Raw genomic sequence first — 15,999 nt, 5'->3', positions numbered from 1 at the left:
ATGGTAAGGACCCTTGGTAAATGGTAACGTCGCATCTATAGCTGGCAAGTGACTTCTTGTCCACATTTGGAACTGTTGAATTTAGCTTAGTTTTGGACAGTCTTGGACAGTCAGAGCTTTATTTGTCGAGCTGGATGGGCTAGACGGGCTGCGACAAATTTCATTCCCACTCCCAAATACATATTGCTAGACCATGGCTCGGACTTCATTTGGCCTTGAGCTGATAGCCTGATGAATTTAGGGCGTAAATATCTAAAATTTTGCCCTATCTTTTTACTTTTGTGACTTAGGCTAAAGGCATTATGAGCGATTCCTCAAGTTTTAGTGGCCCAAAAGAACGTCTTTTACCAAATGAAGTCGTTTCCAAGTCGTTTGGGATTGCAAGGCGTGGCTTCAAGCCAGAAGAAGTTAATCGTTATCTCGCCCTTTTGGCGACTTACATTGCCGAACAGCATAAATTATTCGACGCTCTTTTGCTCGAAAAGAGAGATCTTGAAGATCGTTACAAAGTTGCAATGGCCAATCAGGGGGTTGCACCGAAGTTAGATATCTCCACTGTTACGGCTGCTTTAGGCGAAGAGGCAGGCGAGATTCTTCGTTCTGCGACTGCAGCTGCGGAGTCGATAAAGGCTCGAGCTAATGCGTATGCTGAAGATCTAAGGAAGCGCGCTGAGGACGATATCTCAAAGAGTAATGATTCACATCGCGATGAGCTCGCTAAAAGGCTAAAAGAGCATGAGGCCACTATAGATAGATTGACTCGTGATGCAAACGTGAAGATTACTGCCGAGGTTCAACGAGCCGAGGAAACGGCTCGTGAGTTGGTTGCTGATGCTCAGAACGAAGCGGCGCAAATGATTGCAAAAGCAAAAGCTGTCCGTGGCGAGGTGTACGAAGAGATCCGAGGTAGAACTCAAGACGCGAAAACTGAGTTATTGGAACTTGAAGAGCACAAAGAGTTGGTGGTCTCACTATTGAGCCAAGCCGCGCTCTCTATCCAGTCGTTGACGTCGTTGATGAACGGAGAGACTAGCTCTATCAATGATCCCTATTTGGTTGCACGACCGGATCCCCAAGGACCAACTGTTCAACCAGAAGGGGTCCCAGTTGTCGCACCAAGCGAAACGAACGATTCTTCGGCAACTAATTGGCGTCGCACAAAAGATCAAGCGCTTAGGGATAGTCTCTATACCATGGCAGGAGCCTCGAGTGATCCCGAAGGAGAGCCTTCTGGGGCTGAGAATGTCACTTTGAATTCCTCAACTATAAATGATTCAGATTTTGCTGATTTAGGGGCTCGGTCAGTCGATGGTGGCCGCAACGATGGTCGCGGGGCGCACTTTGTGGATCGCGAAGTTTCATCGGTTGAGATTGCGATCTCCGATCAAGATGAGATGCGGGCTAAATTGGGACAAGAGCGGTCGATCTCCGAACCCCGTGTTTCAGGTCCTTCTCGTGGACGAACTTCGTCCGCAGGTTTTCAGTCTCCGCCAAGACGAAGAGTGGTGGATGAACAAGATACCACAGAGGCGCGAGATCGGGGATCCTACGATTTTGCAGATGACTTTGAAACGGAGATAGTGATTATCCGTGATTCGGTTAGAACCTCCGATTCTAGAAATAGGGGAAATGCTCGAGGTGATAGAGCACCTGGTTTGCAGAGTTTGTCAAATGAAGATGCCTTGTATCCATCGACTAGTTATGTAGATTCAAACTTGGATTTGGAGACAGCCGACCAAGAGCGATCAACTCTAGATGGCAAAAGATTTGAAGCCCAGGTAGTTCCTTTGCCGCAGAGCCTAGGAGTTCTGGGTCGATCTTTGGATGATGTTGATTCTGCTAATGCGACAGTCGCTAGAATAATCGAGCGCAGCACACTTGGTGAAATCGACGAACTTCAATCGAGTCAACGTGAAGGTTTTGATGGTGACTTAGCTAAAGATCGAGTGAGCGATAAATCAAAGAAGCGCGACCACACGACAGTGGAAGACATCTTTGCGCGCCTTTTGGTTGATGATCCCGAGGAGAGTTCAACATCTCGAGTTAGGGATGGGTCGCTTTCCAAGCCAGATCTCAATACCACTATCAATCGTAAATCTGACCTTCAACGTCCACATTCGCTTGGGGACAGTGGGTCGTTGGGCGTGAAGCCAGCACAGATAGTGGAAGATGAAGGCAAGGTTGCCGGCGTTAAAGTCAAAGAGCCGCATCCTACTTTAGTGAGTGAAACCCCTCAGGGAACGAATGAACTCTTGGAGGATATCTCCGACAAGGAGCTTAGTCAAGGGGATTCTAAAGATGCCCACAGTCGAATAGACGGATTTATTGCTGTTGACAGTGTCTTGGACGACAAAACCGAAGGGCTTCTCAGCGATCCCAAGATCCATCTTTCTGTAGTCTTTCATGAGCTTTACCGCGATGCCTTTGCACCGATTCAAACTCAGATTGCCCGGCGGATAAAGCGAGTGCTTCAAGACGACCAGAATGAGCTCTTGGACAAGTTGAGAACTTCATCTTTACGAACCGCGGAGGACCTTGTGGGCAAATTGGACCATTTGACCTCAAGGTACTTTGAGGTATTAGGATCTTTTGTGATGCCGGTGATGAATGAGTCGCGCGATTTTTATTCGCTGATTGCTGAACGCTTGACCGGGGATCGAAATTCAATCGCCATTCTTACGGAGCCAAGCGATGAGATGTATATTATCGCTCGGGACCTGTCACGTGAACTAGCTGAAGAACTAATTGGCAGAATTGAGAGAGTATTGGCTAAAAGTGATCTCGATGAGGACATGGCTCTAGCCTCGCAGTTTGGTGCAGCATTTCGAGAGCTGAAGATTGACTACGTAGAGGCGCTGACCTCTGATTTGGTTTCGATCTATGTAAGCACCTGGTTGCTGACTCATACGAATGTCTCAAAAGTTCGTTGGATTAAGTCCATTCGTCCCGGTTGTTCGGACTGTGAGGATAATGAATTGGAGGGACCAATAGACGTAGGAGCGAATTTCCCCACTGGAACAAATGCTCCACCAGCACATATTGGTTGTGAATGTCTATTAGTCCCGGAATTCGCCTAGGGTATTTATGAAATGAAAAGACCACCTGACCTTCCAATTACCCGTAAGCGACTGACCAAGAGGCAAATGATTGCTCTTATTGTTGCAGTCGTAATAATCGCTGTGGTGCTTTCCCTGAGGGGAATAGCCATGTTTTACACAGATTACCTTTGGTTTAGATCTGTAAATTTATCTAGCGTATGGTCAAAGACTCTTCTTACGAAGGTTGAGTTGACCGTAGTCTTTGACTTGATCTTTTTCTTAGGCTGCTTTGCCAGTCTTACCGTTGCAGAGAAGGTTGCATCCTCAGAGTCGCAAATTAGCCCAGAAGAGGATTTGATTAGGCGATTTAAATCTGCAAGGCGAAGAGTTCGCATTCTGGGACGCGCAGGAGTTTCGTTACTTCTAGCTCTTTTGGTTGGATCGAGCGCGACATCCCAATGGCGAAACTGGCTCTTGTTCCAAAATAGCGTATCGTTCAATATGAAAGATCCTCTCTTTCATAAAGATGCAAGCTTTTATGTCTTCAAATTACCTTTCATTACCTTTTTGGTAAGTTGGGGTTTTCTTGCCCTGACTGTGATATTGCTTGCTTCGCTCGCATTCCACTATTTCAATGGAGGAATTCGCGTTCAAGGCCAGGGGCAGCGTGTCGGTCCAAAGGTCAAGGCGCACCTATCCCTTATCGTGGCACTGATGGCTCTGTTGAAGGCCGTGGGATACTATTTTCAACGCTATCACCTAGTTACGTCCACTCGAGGCTTTGTGGAAGGCGCCGGCTATACCGATGTTCATGCGGTTTTGCCAGCTCTGACATTGTTAGTGATTATATCTTTAGCTTCTGGCGGAATTCTTATCTACAACATTCGGCGCAGAGGTTGGGTTCTGCCAATTATAGCTGTGGGTCTTTGGGCGTTGATGTCGGTAATTCTTGGTGGAATCTACCCCGCAGTTATGCAGCAGTTTATCGTCCAGCCCTCTCAGATATCCAAGGAATCACCCTATATCGCACGCAATATATCGGCGACACGTTATGCATTTGGGCTTACCAAAATCAAACAGTCTCCGTTTTCCTATTCGCAAAATCTAACTTCTGCATCGTTGACTTCGGATCTAGCTACTCTACAAGCTGTGCGACTGTGGGATCCGATCTCGCCGATCAACACCTTTAATAAGCTCCAAGACATTCGTTCTTACTATCAGTTCAATGCTTTGGCGGTAGACAGGTACAAGATTTCAGGCGTTACTACGCCTGTTTTGTTGGGAGTTCGTGAACTCAACCAAGCTGACCTTCCATCTCAGTCTTGGGTTAACTTGCACTTACAGTTTACCCATGGATATGGAGCGGTACTTTCGCCAGCTAATGCGGTTAAGCCCGATGGCAATCCTAAGTTTGCAATCAGTGACGTACCTCCAGTTTCTGCTCCGGGTGTGACGAAAATTACTCAGCCACAGGTCTACTACGGATTGGGAAATAGTAGCTATGTCGTCGGTAATACTGCACAGCCTGAGATTGATTATCAGACGCAATCGGGCACATCAGTAGAGACCCACTATAACGGCACCGGTGGTGTAAGGTTATCTTCGATCGTTCGTCGTGCAGCCTATGCTTTGCGATATAACGATATTAATTTGTTGATTTCCGGATTGATTCGTCCCAATTCGCGCATTATCTACCGACGTAACATTCAGAATATGATCACCACGGCGGCCCCATTCCTTCATTTGGATGCAAATCCATATCCAGCGATTGTGAATGGACGGATTGTTTGGATTCAAGATGCCTACACTACAACTAGTAACTTCCCATACTCCCAACAGGGAAATAATTCGGCACTAAGCACTTCAAGTGGACTTGCTGGAAACTTTAACTACGTAAGAAATTCTGTAAAGGTCGTTATCGATGCATACAACGGCTCCATGAAGTTTTATGTTACCGATCCGCGTGACCCGATCATTAGAAGTTACGAGTCCATCTTTCCTGGAATGTTTACACCAGTTTCGCAGGCTCCGGCAGCACTAGTTCGACATTTCAGATATCCAGAGGATCTGTTGACGGTACAGGCGACCATGTATGGTTACTATCACATTACAAATGCAACGGCGTTTTATAATGCTGGTGATGCGTGGACTTTGGCCCAAGATCCAGGAACCGGTCCAGTAACTCAAGCTTTGAGCACCTCGATAGGGCAAGGTACCGTGGCGAAATTTGCTCCTGAATATCAGCTGCTTAAATTGCCGGGGCAGACAAAGCCAACCTTTAATTTGCTCGAACCCTTTGTCCCTGTCTCACAGTCCGGGGTTCAACAAAACTTATCGGGTTTCTTGGTTGCAGGCAGTGACCCTTCAAACTATGGGCAACTTACAGACTTCGTAACCCCACGAGGGCAGCAGATTGATGGTCCCGCTCTGATAAATGCCCGAATAAGTGCAACGCCGGCCATCTCTCAGCAGATTAGTCTTTTGGATCAGCATGGATCTCAAGTGAGTTTTGGAACAACATTGATGGTTCCGGTGGGCCAGTCGCTGCTTTATATCAGGCCGCTATACGTTGCATCCGTTCAGAACTCTTTGCCGGAGATAAAGCAGGTAATAGTTGTTTATGGGACCCAGGCGGCAATGGAGCCTACTTTAGCCGGAGCACTAAAGGACGTATTTGGTACGGTTCTACCAGGTGTTCAGGGAGCCAATCAGCTGGCTGCCGCGGCCTCAGGTACGACGACTACGGTGCCCGGTGGCACATCGCAAATATCTCCGATTACTGGTAGCAATGCGTCATCCTTGATCGCTCAAGCTAATCAGCTTTATTCACAGGCTCAAGCCGATCTAAAAGCTGGAAACTTGGGCGGCTACCAGAGTGCTGTAAATGAAATCGGGACGATATTGAGCCAACTTCATATTGCGCCCACAACAACGAAGGCCTCTCCGACAACGACCACAGCTCCTAAGGCTTCGGCTTCCTCGTCGGCGTAGATCTAGGGATGTTGCGATAGCGGCCGTATTTATCTATGGCCGCTATTATATTGTAAGTATTGCAACGCGGGGTGGAGCAGCATGGTAGCTCGTCGGGCTCATAACCCGAAGGTCATAGGTTCAAATCCTATCCCCGCCACCAAAGAGTATGCAGGTCAGAGTCGGTCTTTAGGGGCCGACTCTTCTGTTTTCCAAATAGTCATCCCTACATTCATCCCTACAACGGTGTATGATTGATTTTATGAAGGGAACCAAACGCAAGCGGCGTGAAGGAGTTTGGGAGCTACGGGTCTACGTAGGACGTGATCCAGGCACAGGAACGCCACGCCAAATCTCGAAGACCTTTTACGGCGGTTCACGTGGTGCCGATGATGCCCTTCGAGCCTTGATCCAAGACCAAGCGCCTTCTCGAACCGATGGACTTGGTGTCACTGTAGGACAGCTTTTCGACAAGTGGCTGGAAGAGTGTGAACGACTCGACCTCTCTCCAACGACGCTCAGGACCTATCGAGCACAGCTTAACCGCAATGTCCGTCCTCGCCTTGGAAAGCTTCCGCTACAGAGACTTACCGCCAAACACTTAGACAACCTCTATGGCACCATGAAGACCGATGGACTCTCGCCAAAGACCATCCGCAATCATCACGCCATAATCTCCTCTGCTCTACACCAGGCCGTCCGGTGGGGATGGGTTAGACAAAATGTAGCCGAGCTTGCTAAAGCGCCTAAAGTCTCTCAGCAACGGGTCGAAGCCCCATCGGTTGAGGTGGTACGGACTGTGATAGAAACAGCTGAAATGCGTGATCCCAGACTTGCACCGCTACTCATGCTTGCGGCTCTAACAGGTATGCGTCGTGGCGAGTTGTGCGCTCTTCGTTGGTCGGATATCGATCTCGATCTTGGCCAGATAGAGGTCTCACGATCTCTGGTTGTGGTTCCCGGAGGACTTGCAGAAAAGACCACCAAGACCGATCGTTCCCGGCGAGTTTCCCTCGATCCCGTTGGCGTGGCACTTCTCACCCAGCATCATGCAAAGACAACAGGCTGGGCAAAGGAGGCCGGGGTAGTTTTGCCAATCGATGCTTTTGTATTCTCGCCGTTCGTTGAGTCCACCACGCCATTTCGGCCAGATAACGTGACAAATTTCTTCATTAGGGTGCGTGATGCAGTTGGTGCTCCCCGAGTACGCCTCCATGATTTAAGGCATTTTACAGCTACGCAACTTATTGGGGCAGGAGTCGATGTCCGTACTGTGGCGGGAAGGCTAGGACATAGCGACCCATCGGTTACTCTCCGTGTCTACAGCCACTTCATTGAAGAGCGAGATGTTGCAGCTGCTGCAATTATGGGACAGGTGCTTTCACCGAAGAAGGAGCCAACAACAGAGCTTCCCGCGGGATGAGCGGCAGAGATGTGTGAGGCAAGATCATCTTGAAATACCCGGAGTTGACATTACTGTACTTGTTGTCCCTCGGCACTATTTAGCAACCGCTCCAGCGCCACCTTGGGAACAAGAATGCGACGTCCGATGCGGATAGATGGAATCTCGCCTCGATTTACTGCTTCATAGGTGAAGGCTCTTGATAGGCCGAGCATTTCAGCCGCCTCTTCAACGGTGAGTGTTGAACGCCGCTGCACCGGAGATAGCACCTTCAGCTCTTGAGCCTTTGTGGTGCAAAGGTATTCTTTCCTTTGTAGCTCTGACATGTTTTGTTTCAAATCTTGTGGATCATAACAAACTGAATCGCCCGGTAAACCTTTACTGGTCATAATGGAGGTTCCTCACTCGAAGGTTCCGCGATTGAGTCACTTATCTTGGCATCACCCAGCCCCATAAGATCAATACATTGCGCTTCTCTCGCGAGTATTCGAGATTCCGCCTTATGCTGAGCACTAAGTTCTGTAAGCCATAGATCTCCGCTATTCCACCATCCGGTTCCAACCCATTTCCAATTGCTGATTATTTGGCGGTTTTGGTGGTTGACGTCAGGTGTAGCAGACCTCCTTATTTGCCAAGCTTGGCGTTCGGCTCGCAAGTAGCCAAAGGTAACTGAGTAATGCCGGGACTTCGTAATACAGTGGCCCCTAAAGCCGAGCGTGTGTGCCCACGCCCTTAGTCGTCGCGAGGCCAGTTCAGGCCGTCCACCAAGATCCCATGCTGTCTCAACCATTCGGCGCAGATGGCCCGTGACTCCTCTTTGGTCAAGATCGCTAAGACTGTGCAACCTCCGGTCCAACGCACCATTGTCATCTGTGGATTTGGTTACGTATTTTGCTATGTAGTTTGCAATTGTTCTTGAGCGCATGCCTGAAGTTGGTTCTGAAGTGTTGTGGGTATCCCTGGAAGCAATCTCGGAGAAGTACTCTTGTTCATTCGAAATCACTCGTACATCTAGCTGAGGACCCCAGCGCACAAATCCGGAGATGCCACCAGGGTAGGGAACCGAAACTTTAGCCACCGCTGAGCTGATGGCGCTTATGAGCATTGATATGTCAACAGCCCGGGGGAGTCTTTCGAGGTTTTTAGTGGCAGAGTCAATGCGGATTACCGCATGAAGGTGGACTACACCGCGCTGCTGGTATTCTGCAACTTTGGCGAAGGAAAGCCTGAACCGCTTTGAAAAGGCTGTTTGGCTCATTCCAAGTAGCTGTGCCAGCTCTCGTTTTGTGTAGATCGTAGTGCGCCGCCACAGCTCTGAACACAGCGAATTCCAAAGCACGGCGCGCCTGTAGTCGTAACATTTCATGCAAAGTGGTTCACCGACAATCGGGTCATCATCGGAGTGGGCCTTATTGCACCCGAGTGCTTGTCCGTGAGGGCAATGATTGTGTTTTTTTACTCGCTGACATGCACCAGCACCATTGTTGGCCCGGTGCACTTTTCCAAAACTGGGAGCTGTAAAAGTTGCAAATACCATTGGATGATTGGCAACAGCGTTTGGAATGCCTTTTCCCCCGGACAATCCAGAACGAATCAACATTCGTGCATCTGCTGCATAAACAGAGGCGCATGACGGACAGAGTGTCGCTCGTCGGGTTCCGCATGCTTTTAGAAGCACTCCAGAGGGTTCTGTGTCACTCGAATAACTTGAGGTGATTTCTCCATTCGAGAGATCAACCGTAGTCGACATACCGGCCAGCCGGATTGGATGGAAGCACCAGCCACATCTTTCGCCCTGACCACGAAACCGCTCGAAGTTCTCTGTATTCTGCATCCTGTAGAGCAGTCCAGCCAACACGTCTTCGTCAGGCAGCGATACTTTGTGAAGGTTTGTCACTGGTCCGACCCTTCATCGGGACCATCATTGTTGTGCCGCAGATTGAACGCACGTTTTGCAATTGCAACTACGTCCTCATACTTCAGTTCAAAGGTGCGAAGCAGCACAGGAATCCCGCCTTCATGCAGCAAGAAACCCACTCCACGCTTAGCCGGATCAATTTCAGCTGCTGAATATCCCCTGGTTGCCCAGCCAGATCCGAGTATTGTGTCACTTGCGTCTTTGGTGGTGCATCTCATGGCCCAGCGGAATCCGAATAGGTCTCGCAGCGATGATGGAACCACGTCAACCGAGGGCTTTTGAGTAGCTGCAACTACTATTACGCCCGCTGCCCGCCCTCTTGCTAAAAGATCACGCAACAGATCGGAGAACCTTTGGGCTGCTTTTTTGTCAGGATGAGAAACATAAAGCGCCAGCTCGTCTATAACCACCAGATGGAGTGGCAAGCCGTCACCTTTGACGACTTTTTCAACTTCGTAGTCGAGTAGTTTTTGATAGCGAAGTTCCATCTCCGCACGCAGCGCTTCAAGTGCAGTGATTGCTTTATCGATTTCCATGCCAACGAAACTGTGGGCACATTTGCGCCAGGGAGCAAGTTGAACCATTTTGCCGTCAAAAAGCCAGAGTACAATGGAGGGGTCGAGTGCTGCTGCTGTTAGAAGGGACCAGAGTAACACGGACTTGCCACCGCCTGGTTCGCCGCCAATGAGAAGACTGTGCTCAGGCAAGCCCACAAAGACAGTCTTTCCCTGGTCATTTATTCCGATGGGAATAGGATCCCAGAAATCCGTCTGTGTTTTATTGAGCAATGGTTGAGACATTGTTTGGTCTCCAAATGGATCTCTGCGGAGAATCGATAACCAGACCCGATTTGCCCGTGTAGGGTCTTGAGTAACCTTGACGTCTCGGACTTCTAAGTTCACCGCTATTATTCTTGCGGTATCCTCGAGATCTTTGATCGAAGTTCCAGGACGAAGACGCAATGTGGCAATATCTCCACTGATGGTCTTTTCAATGCGCAAGATCTTCGGCTTTCGCTCACTTATTCTTCCCTGTACGAATGTGAATGCGAGATCGAGATTGCGCCGAACGCGTGCTGAGTGAAGCATCCGGCCAAGCAGTCGGCGAGTTGTCGGTATCGCGACGATCACGACGAGTGTCAGGCCAACTGAGATTCCCGATAGAACTGGGCCGAACTTACCCTTGAAATACAGCAGAGCAAAGGCACCGGCTGTAATGGCCAAGAGGCATAACTCCAGACGCCAGCGCCAGCAAGCTTGCAATGCCAGCTCGAATAGTTCGTCAGAGACTGATCTCTCAGTTGAGGATTGTGACTGATTTACCATGATGAACTCCTATTTCATGAACGGATATGAATCTGACGATGCAGCGGTCAGCCGACACCTGGGAGCAGTAAGGACTGCTAGGCATCAGCTGACCGGCACTGGCTATGCCGCAGATGCTGTGCGCGGCGGATTGAGTGGTTCGATACCTTCGGCACGAAAACTCACGCCGTGGCGATCGCCCATTTGCCAAGTGGTGGCCAAAAGCCCAGTAACCTTAACCAGAGAACCTTGGGTAAGTCCTTTTGGCTGTCCTGCGACTTTCACCGATAGGATTTCCGCACCATCGGCACCGAGGGCGATAAGGCCCACGGCGGAAATTGGCTGACCATCACTGTCGATCCGAGGCTGCTTCGACTCGAAGTCGATAACAGCTTCCGGAAGTGTTGCCACAATAAATTGCATATTTTGAGTGTTAATTGGAAGTCTCACGACTGCCTCTTTTCTGATAAACGTCCGCACCTTGTGCACGTCCGCTTCAACCATCTTGATCGCTCAAAATTGCCTTGGTAACCCTGTGAGTTTCGTGCGGAAATCTCAAACACTTGCCATAACTCATAGGGGGCGTCCAGCTAAAGGAGGCTTGACCTGCTAAAATGAGAATGTGGTAAAGCACCTGTGGGATGGGCCATCGATCAAACGTGAGCGTTTTATTCGCGGGTGGAGTCAGAAGGTCCTTGCCCTCAAACTTGAAAATGCAGGTCATAACCTAGGAGAACAGATTCCCGCTAGGGATTCGGTCGCAAAGACTATTGCCAGTTGGGAAAATGGCCGAAATAAGCCAGGGGATCAGTACCAGAGGCTCCTTGACTCTGTACTCGGGGAACGCCATATTCTGGTACTAGAATCGAACGAATACGAGAAACTTCTCATCTTGCCTTCCGTTGAAAGCCCGATAGTTTCGGGCTTGCTCCTACCGGAATTGGAACAGGCTTTTTCATTGGGTTCTGATGAGCTATATCAACTAAGAAATGCAACTGAAGAACTGCGGCAACTTGACCGCCAAGGTAATGCGGAGGGAACGGTTGGCATTATGAAACAACATGTAGATTCCCTTGCAGGCCTATTCAACGCATGTACCAAACCGAAAGAGAGTCTTTCACTGGCGAAGACTCTCGCAGATACTGCGGCAATTGCTGGTTGGGCTGCCCTTGATCGGGCGCATCCCAGAGAATCATGGAATAAGTTTCAACTTTCCATGAATGCGGCCATTCGCGCAGGAGATCGGTCCCTTGCTGCTTTTGCTTCTGCACAACGAGCGTATGTGCTCATTGACCAAGGAAAATTCGATTGGGCCGAGCAACTTGTTGCCGGCGTCATTCAGACTGATGCATGGTTTGTACCCAGCGAGCTTGCTGCTTGGCTCTATGGCGCTCAGGCGGAGACTGCTGCCGCCAATGGAAATATCGATCTATGCAAGAGATCTCTGGATTTAGGGCTTGCGCGTCTGAGCTATGCAAGCTCAAGCGGCCAGTGCCCATACGTGGTATTAGATGAACTGCACTTCGAGCGATGGGCTGGAAGCTGTCTCGCGAGACTAGGCGATAGTGGTGCTATTTATAGCCTTGAACGGGCACGTGATGAGATTCATCCCGATTTCGCTAGAGCGCTCGGCGGCGTGCTCGTCGATCTCACTCAGGCTTACGTTGCACAGGGTGAACTTGATGCAGCCGCAAAGGTCTTCAGTGCCGCATACCTCACAGCGGGAGGAATCGGATCCATTCGACAGCTCAACCGTTTGCGGAAAATGCGTGAAGAGTGGCCGTTGCTCCTACCGCAGGCCTCGTCTAGACCGCGACAGCGTCGGTCAAACTAGGTATACGCCAGACTGTGATGCCGCAGCAAACAACCCAAGCAGTGTTGGCGAATCGTGGATAAGGCCATCAGAGATCAGTTCCTTCACCTCGTCGAAGGAGAACCAGCCGATCCGCTCTACTTCTGTGGGGTCAGTGGGCTCACCAACTGATACTGCACCGCTAGCGACGAAGAGCTCGTGTGGGGTATCTGCGATCCCAATGCATGGCTGATAGGCGAGCAATGGCTTTAGTCCAAACGGTCGAAATCCAGTCTCTTCCTCAACTTCACGAGCTGCTGCATCGATAGCTGTCTCGTTGTTCTCGACAATTCCACAAGGAATTTCCCAACCCCAGGTGGAAGTGATAAATCGATGGTGACGTACCAGAAGAATCCGACCGTCGTGGTTCGGGATGACAACACCTACGACTCGCTGCATCCGGACCACGTGGTGCTCGAAGCGGGTTCCATCAGGAGACTGGACATCAACAAGGTCTAGATTTACCCAGTGGTTTTCATAGATGTGTCGCTTACCGAAGACTTTCCACTCTGCTTTGGCATTCTTCTCTACACGGTCTTTGCCATTCGTCATATCAACATTCTTGCACAGTACTCCGACCATTGGTGCCACGCGAGTCAATGTGTACACGTTTTGTACCGACCATATTGACTGACTAGCCACTTTTCGCTCATGAAGAATCGTAGTTCGTATTTTCGACTGCAGAGTCAACCATGCTTTGAAGTGATAGCAGGCGACTGGGCGACTTCGTCTCCCGTCGCCTGCATACGTCAATTGTGTGGGTGCGTGTGAGAACTTTCTTTACGTATTCAAGTCGACAACTTCGGCTTAGAGCCAGTTCAGGATCCCTGTAAACCAGCCGCGGTACAAATTGATCTGGATGATTTGACATACCTTTACTGACCTGTCAGTATAGCTATATGAGTTTTCCCGGTATCACCCACGCACGGCTGCTTGACACTGGCACGGAGCTGTTCTACACGGAGGGTATCGCTGCCACTGGGGTGGACAAGGTTGTGGCCCGCTCGGGGATATCCAAGCCGACACTGTATGCGCACTTCCACTCCAAGGACGAGCTCGTTGCCGCGGTGCTCGAACGCCGTCATGCCGAGCGAGTGGCGACGCTTGACGCTTGGGTGCGGACCCACGCGGACAGTCCACGTGAGCGGCTGCTGGCAGTCTTCGACTGGCTGGCGAGCTGGCATGCAGGCGAGGGAGAACGGGGATGCGCTTTCGTGAACGCCGTTGCTGAGGTTGCTGGTCCGGGCCACCCGGCTCAGGAGGTGGCTCGTCGCCACAAACGCTGGATGCGCGAGTACCTAGCCGGGCTCGCTAGCGAAGCCGGGTTCTCCGATCCCCAGCGTCTGGGTTCCGACCTGATGCTCCTGGTCGACGGTGCGAACGCCCGTGTACTTGTCGATGGCGACCTCGCTGCGGCGACAGACGCCCGGCGTTTGGCTGCCATGCTTATCGACGCGTACCAGGAGTGGGGCCAATGAGTTCATCTGGCTCGCCGACTTCGCGGTCATCTCTACTGAGGGATGCACGGCTTCCCTCAGGCCTCGCGATCGCTCTCGGTCTGGCACTCGGGCCCACAGTCGCTATCGGCCTGGCCCGCTTTGCCTATGCGCTGCTGCTTCCATCTATGCGTGCCGACCTGCATTGGTCATTCGCCACCGCGGGTGCGATGAATACCGCAAACGCTCTCGGATATCTCGCTGGAGCACTTCTGGCCGCAGGTGTTGCGCGTCGTTACGGGACACGCCGTGTCTTCATTGCTAGTCTCGGGGTTGTCGTGCTATCACTTCTTGCTACAGGTGGTACAGGCAACACAGTCGGATTGGTCGCTTTGCGTGCCGTCGCCGGAACATCTGGCGCGATCACTTTTATCACTGGGGCGGGGATCGTAGCGTCGGCGGTTTCGACGATGTCCCCTCACCGAGCAGCCACGCTGCTTGGCGTCTACTTTGCCGGTGCCGGGGCGGGGATCGTGGCATCTGGTCTTGCGATCCCTTACCTCCTCGCCAACACAAGTATCGCAGATGGTTGGCGATGGGGATGGGTCCTGCTAGCGGGGCTTGGTGCTGTGGCTTTTGTTATCGTAGCTCCCGTGGCTATGGCCAGCACGGAGCCACTGGTGCCACCTGTGGCCGACAGACACTGGCCGGGCCCGGCACCTCAGCTCGTTGCTCGTCTCCTATGGCCTTTTCGGGGCAGGCTATATCGCCTACATGACCTTCATCGTTGCTTTTCTAAAAGGTAACGGTACGGGCCCAGGGAAAATCACCGTCTTCTGGATGGTGCTTGGCGTGGCGTCGATTGTCGGTGCCTTTATTTGGGCACGGCCGATCGCCAGGCTGCGTGGAGGGCGTGGACCCGCCATGGTGCTTGCTGTACTCAGCGCTGGGGCGCTGCTGCCGCTGGTGTCGCGATCACCGGAGGCTGCCATTGGATCCGCGCTGCTGTTCGGGGGGTCGTTCCTGTCGATGGTCACTGCGGTCACCGCAGTTGCCCGCCGCTCGCTTGCGCCGCATCACTGGACACCGGCGATCGCCGGACTGACGGTTGCCTGTGCCCTGGGCCAGTGCCTTGGTCCCCTGTTCGCCGGTGTGCTCTCAGATTCATCCGCGGGTTTGAGCGTCGGGCTCACTCTGTCGGTAGGAGTGCTTCTTGCTGGAGCGGTTGTAGCTCTCACCCAGAAACACTACGAGATACCCACCCACTCGGTAGTTACCACCGTAGATCCGTCGACGGCGGAGTAAGGAATGCAGCGCATGTTTCATTAGCTGGACAATCCGGTGACCGGACAACCTGCACTGAGATGCCAGAATCCAACGCAAAACGAAATTCGACAAGATCGGAGATAGCCGATGCCAATGTATTTTGATGATTTTGAGGTGGGCCAAACTTTTATCGGTGCAGGACGGACATTCACTGAAGCTGAAATAATCACCTTTGCCCACTCATATGATCCGCAGTCGATGCACATTGATCGCGTACACGCAGAGGATGGATCCTTTAAGGGTCTTATTGCGTCAGGGTTCCATACACTTAGTATCGCCTGGTGGCTATTTCTAAAGCTAGGCTTGGTAGAAGAGTCGATGAAAATTGGGATCGGTGTCGATGAGCTACGGTGGCGACGTCCCGTACGACCTGGAGACACCGTGACACTTAACGTGGAGATTGTTGAAAAAAGCTTGACTTCGGCGAATGACAGTGGTCGGGTACAATTTGCACACACTCTCAAAAATCAGGCCAACGAAGTAGTGATGACTTACAAGAGCCTGAACCTAATCTGGCGAAAAGGATATAACGAGATCGAGAACTGACCTCCTTGGCTATCCCTTTACCACCCATTCCACTAACTCTTTACCGTCGAAATATCCAAGCTAGTCTCAAGGGAGGATGTTACGTGTTCCATCAAGAGTATTCAAGTCAAATGAGGTTACCAGCAGCATGGCTAGCTATCATTCACTCATGCCTCTGGAATGGCTCGTTCGACAAGAAGCCAAACTAGAACAGCCCCAAGAAGAAAC

The 15,999-nt window shown here is 51.0% G+C and carries 13 protein-coding genes and 1 tRNA gene; 9 read left to right on the top strand and 5 right to left on the bottom strand.

The features are described 5' to 3' along the window. Nucleotides 1-302 precede the first annotated feature (302 nt). The 4 genes from AXFE_RS15315 to AXFE_RS15300 all read left to right on the top strand — a co-directional run bounded on the left by AXFE_RS15315 (nt 303) and on the right by AXFE_RS15300 (nt 7,431). Nucleotides 303-3,077, top strand: coding sequence for a DivIVA domain-containing protein (locus AXFE_RS15315; protein ID WP_052606823.1), 2,775 nt, complete (start codon nt 303-305; stop codon nt 3,075-3,077). A 12-nt stretch (nt 3,078-3,089) separates the two neighbouring features. Continuing rightward, nucleotides 3,090-6,029: a UPF0182 family membrane protein gene (locus AXFE_RS15310; protein ID WP_052606822.1), complete on the top strand. Its 2,940-nt coding sequence runs from the start codon at nt 3,090-3,092 to the stop codon at nt 6,027-6,029. 65 nt (nt 6,030-6,094) lie between these two features. Further along, nucleotides 6,095-6,171: transfer RNA gene (locus AXFE_RS15305), tRNA-Met, on the top strand. A gap of 99 nt (nt 6,172-6,270) precedes the next feature. After that, entirely contained in the window at nt 6,271-7,431 is a 1,161-nt protein-coding gene (locus tag AXFE_RS15300) for a tyrosine-type recombinase/integrase (RefSeq protein ID WP_160291894.1), read from the top strand. Nucleotides 7,432-7,481: 50 nt separating this feature from the next. On the opposite strand, the gene AXFE_RS15295 is transcribed toward AXFE_RS15300, so the two are convergent. The 4 genes from AXFE_RS15295 to AXFE_RS15280 all read right to left on the bottom strand — a co-directional run bounded on the left by AXFE_RS15295 (nt 7,482) and on the right by AXFE_RS15280 (nt 11,082). Further along, complete coding sequence (locus AXFE_RS15295) at nt 7,482-7,799, bottom strand: helix-turn-helix domain-containing protein (protein ID WP_052606820.1); 318 nt, start codon at nt 7,797-7,799, stop codon at nt 7,482-7,484. Beyond that, nucleotides 7,796-9,307 (bottom strand): replication initiator, encoded by a 1,512-nt coding sequence (locus AXFE_RS15290; RefSeq protein ID WP_052606819.1) that lies wholly within the window; start codon nt 9,305-9,307, stop codon nt 7,796-7,798. Before AXFE_RS15290 ends, AXFE_RS15295 begins: the two co-directional genes overlap by 4 nt. Continuing rightward, nucleotides 9,304-10,653 carry an FtsK/SpoIIIE domain-containing protein gene (locus AXFE_RS15285; protein WP_052606818.1) on the bottom strand — a complete coding sequence of 450 codons (1,350 nt, stop codon included), beginning with the start codon at nt 10,651-10,653 and terminating at the stop codon, nt 9,304-9,306. Before AXFE_RS15285 ends, AXFE_RS15290 begins: the two co-directional genes overlap by 4 nt. 102 nt (nt 10,654-10,755) lie before the next feature. Continuing rightward, nucleotides 10,756-11,082 (bottom strand): hypothetical protein, encoded by a 327-nt coding sequence (locus tag AXFE_RS15280; protein ID WP_052606817.1) that lies wholly within the window; start codon nt 11,080-11,082, stop codon nt 10,756-10,758. A gap of 172 nt (nt 11,083-11,254) precedes the next feature. Here AXFE_RS15280 and AXFE_RS15275 point away from each other — a divergent pair, with 172 nt between their 5' ends. Continuing rightward, nucleotides 11,255-12,466, top strand: a complete 1,212-nt coding sequence (locus tag AXFE_RS15275) for a helix-turn-helix domain-containing protein (RefSeq protein ID WP_052606816.1) — start codon at nt 11,255-11,257, stop codon at nt 12,464-12,466. On the opposite strand, the gene AXFE_RS15270 is transcribed toward AXFE_RS15275, so the two are convergent. Next, nucleotides 12,458-13,075 (bottom strand): NUDIX hydrolase, encoded by a 618-nt coding sequence (locus tag AXFE_RS15270; RefSeq protein WP_235347853.1) that lies wholly within the window; start codon nt 13,073-13,075, stop codon nt 12,458-12,460. The genes AXFE_RS15275 and AXFE_RS15270 overlap by 9 nt on opposite strands. A 308-nt stretch (nt 13,076-13,383) precedes the next feature. On the opposite strand from AXFE_RS15270, the gene AXFE_RS15265 reads away from it, so the two are divergent. The 4 genes from AXFE_RS15265 to AXFE_RS15250 all read left to right on the top strand — a co-directional run bounded on the left by AXFE_RS15265 (nt 13,384) and on the right by AXFE_RS15250 (nt 15,792). Then, nucleotides 13,384-13,962 carry a TetR/AcrR family transcriptional regulator gene (locus AXFE_RS15265; RefSeq protein ID WP_052606815.1) on the top strand — a complete coding sequence of 193 codons (579 nt, stop codon included), beginning with the start codon at nt 13,384-13,386 and terminating at the stop codon, nt 13,960-13,962. Continuing rightward, nucleotides 13,959-14,726: a YbfB/YjiJ family MFS transporter gene (locus AXFE_RS21095; protein WP_052606814.1), complete on the top strand. Its 768-nt coding sequence runs from the start codon at nt 13,959-13,961 to the stop codon at nt 14,724-14,726. The genes AXFE_RS15265 and AXFE_RS21095 overlap by 4 nt, the downstream gene beginning before the upstream one ends. Then, nucleotides 14,650-15,225 carry a YbfB/YjiJ family MFS transporter gene (locus AXFE_RS21090; protein WP_082058815.1) on the top strand — a complete coding sequence of 192 codons (576 nt, stop codon included), beginning with the start codon at nt 14,650-14,652 and terminating at the stop codon, nt 15,223-15,225. Before AXFE_RS21095 ends, AXFE_RS21090 begins: the two co-directional genes overlap by 77 nt. 108 nt (nt 15,226-15,333) lie before the next feature. Further along, nucleotides 15,334-15,792 carry a MaoC/PaaZ C-terminal domain-containing protein gene (locus AXFE_RS15250; RefSeq protein ID WP_052605510.1) on the top strand — a complete coding sequence of 153 codons (459 nt, stop codon included), beginning with the start codon at nt 15,334-15,336 and terminating at the stop codon, nt 15,790-15,792. The last annotated feature ends 207 nt before the right edge of the window (nt 15,793-15,999 follow it).

The organism is Acidithrix ferrooxidans (genome assembly GCF_000949295.1).
In the GTDB taxonomy this organism is placed as follows: Bacteria; Actinomycetota; Acidimicrobiia; order Acidimicrobiales; family Acidimicrobiaceae; genus Acidithrix; species Acidithrix ferrooxidans.
The sequence above is the reverse complement of the archived record's forward strand: the minus strand, read 5'-3'. Positions and strand labels throughout refer to the sequence as shown.

Bases quoted from the DNA above. Each gene is read 5' to 3' on its own strand.
- AXFE_RS15315 (WP_052606823.1), top strand. From the start codon at position 303: ATGAGCGATTCCTCAAGTTTTAGTGGCCCAAAAGAACGTCTTTTACCA.
- AXFE_RS15310 (WP_052606822.1), top strand. From the start codon at position 3,090: ATGAAAAGACCACCTGACCTTCCAATTACCCGTAAGCGACTGACCAAG.
- AXFE_RS15300 (WP_160291894.1), top strand. From the start codon at position 6,271: ATGAAGGGAACCAAACGCAAGCGGCGTGAAGGAGTTTGGGAGCTACGG.
- AXFE_RS15295 (WP_052606820.1), bottom strand. From the start codon at position 7,799: ATGACCAGTAAAGGTTTACCGGGCGATTCAGTTTGTTATGATCCACAA.
- AXFE_RS15285 (WP_052606818.1), bottom strand. From the start codon at position 10,653: ATGGTAAATCAGTCACAATCCTCAACTGAGAGATCAGTCTCTGACGAA.
- AXFE_RS15265 (WP_052606815.1), top strand. From the start codon at position 13,384: ATGAGTTTTCCCGGTATCACCCACGCACGGCTGCTTGACACTGGCACG.
- AXFE_RS21095 (WP_052606814.1), top strand. From the start codon at position 13,959: ATGAGTTCATCTGGCTCGCCGACTTCGCGGTCATCTCTACTGAGGGAT.
- AXFE_RS15250 (WP_052605510.1), top strand. From the start codon at position 15,334: ATGCCAATGTATTTTGATGATTTTGAGGTGGGCCAAACTTTTATCGGT.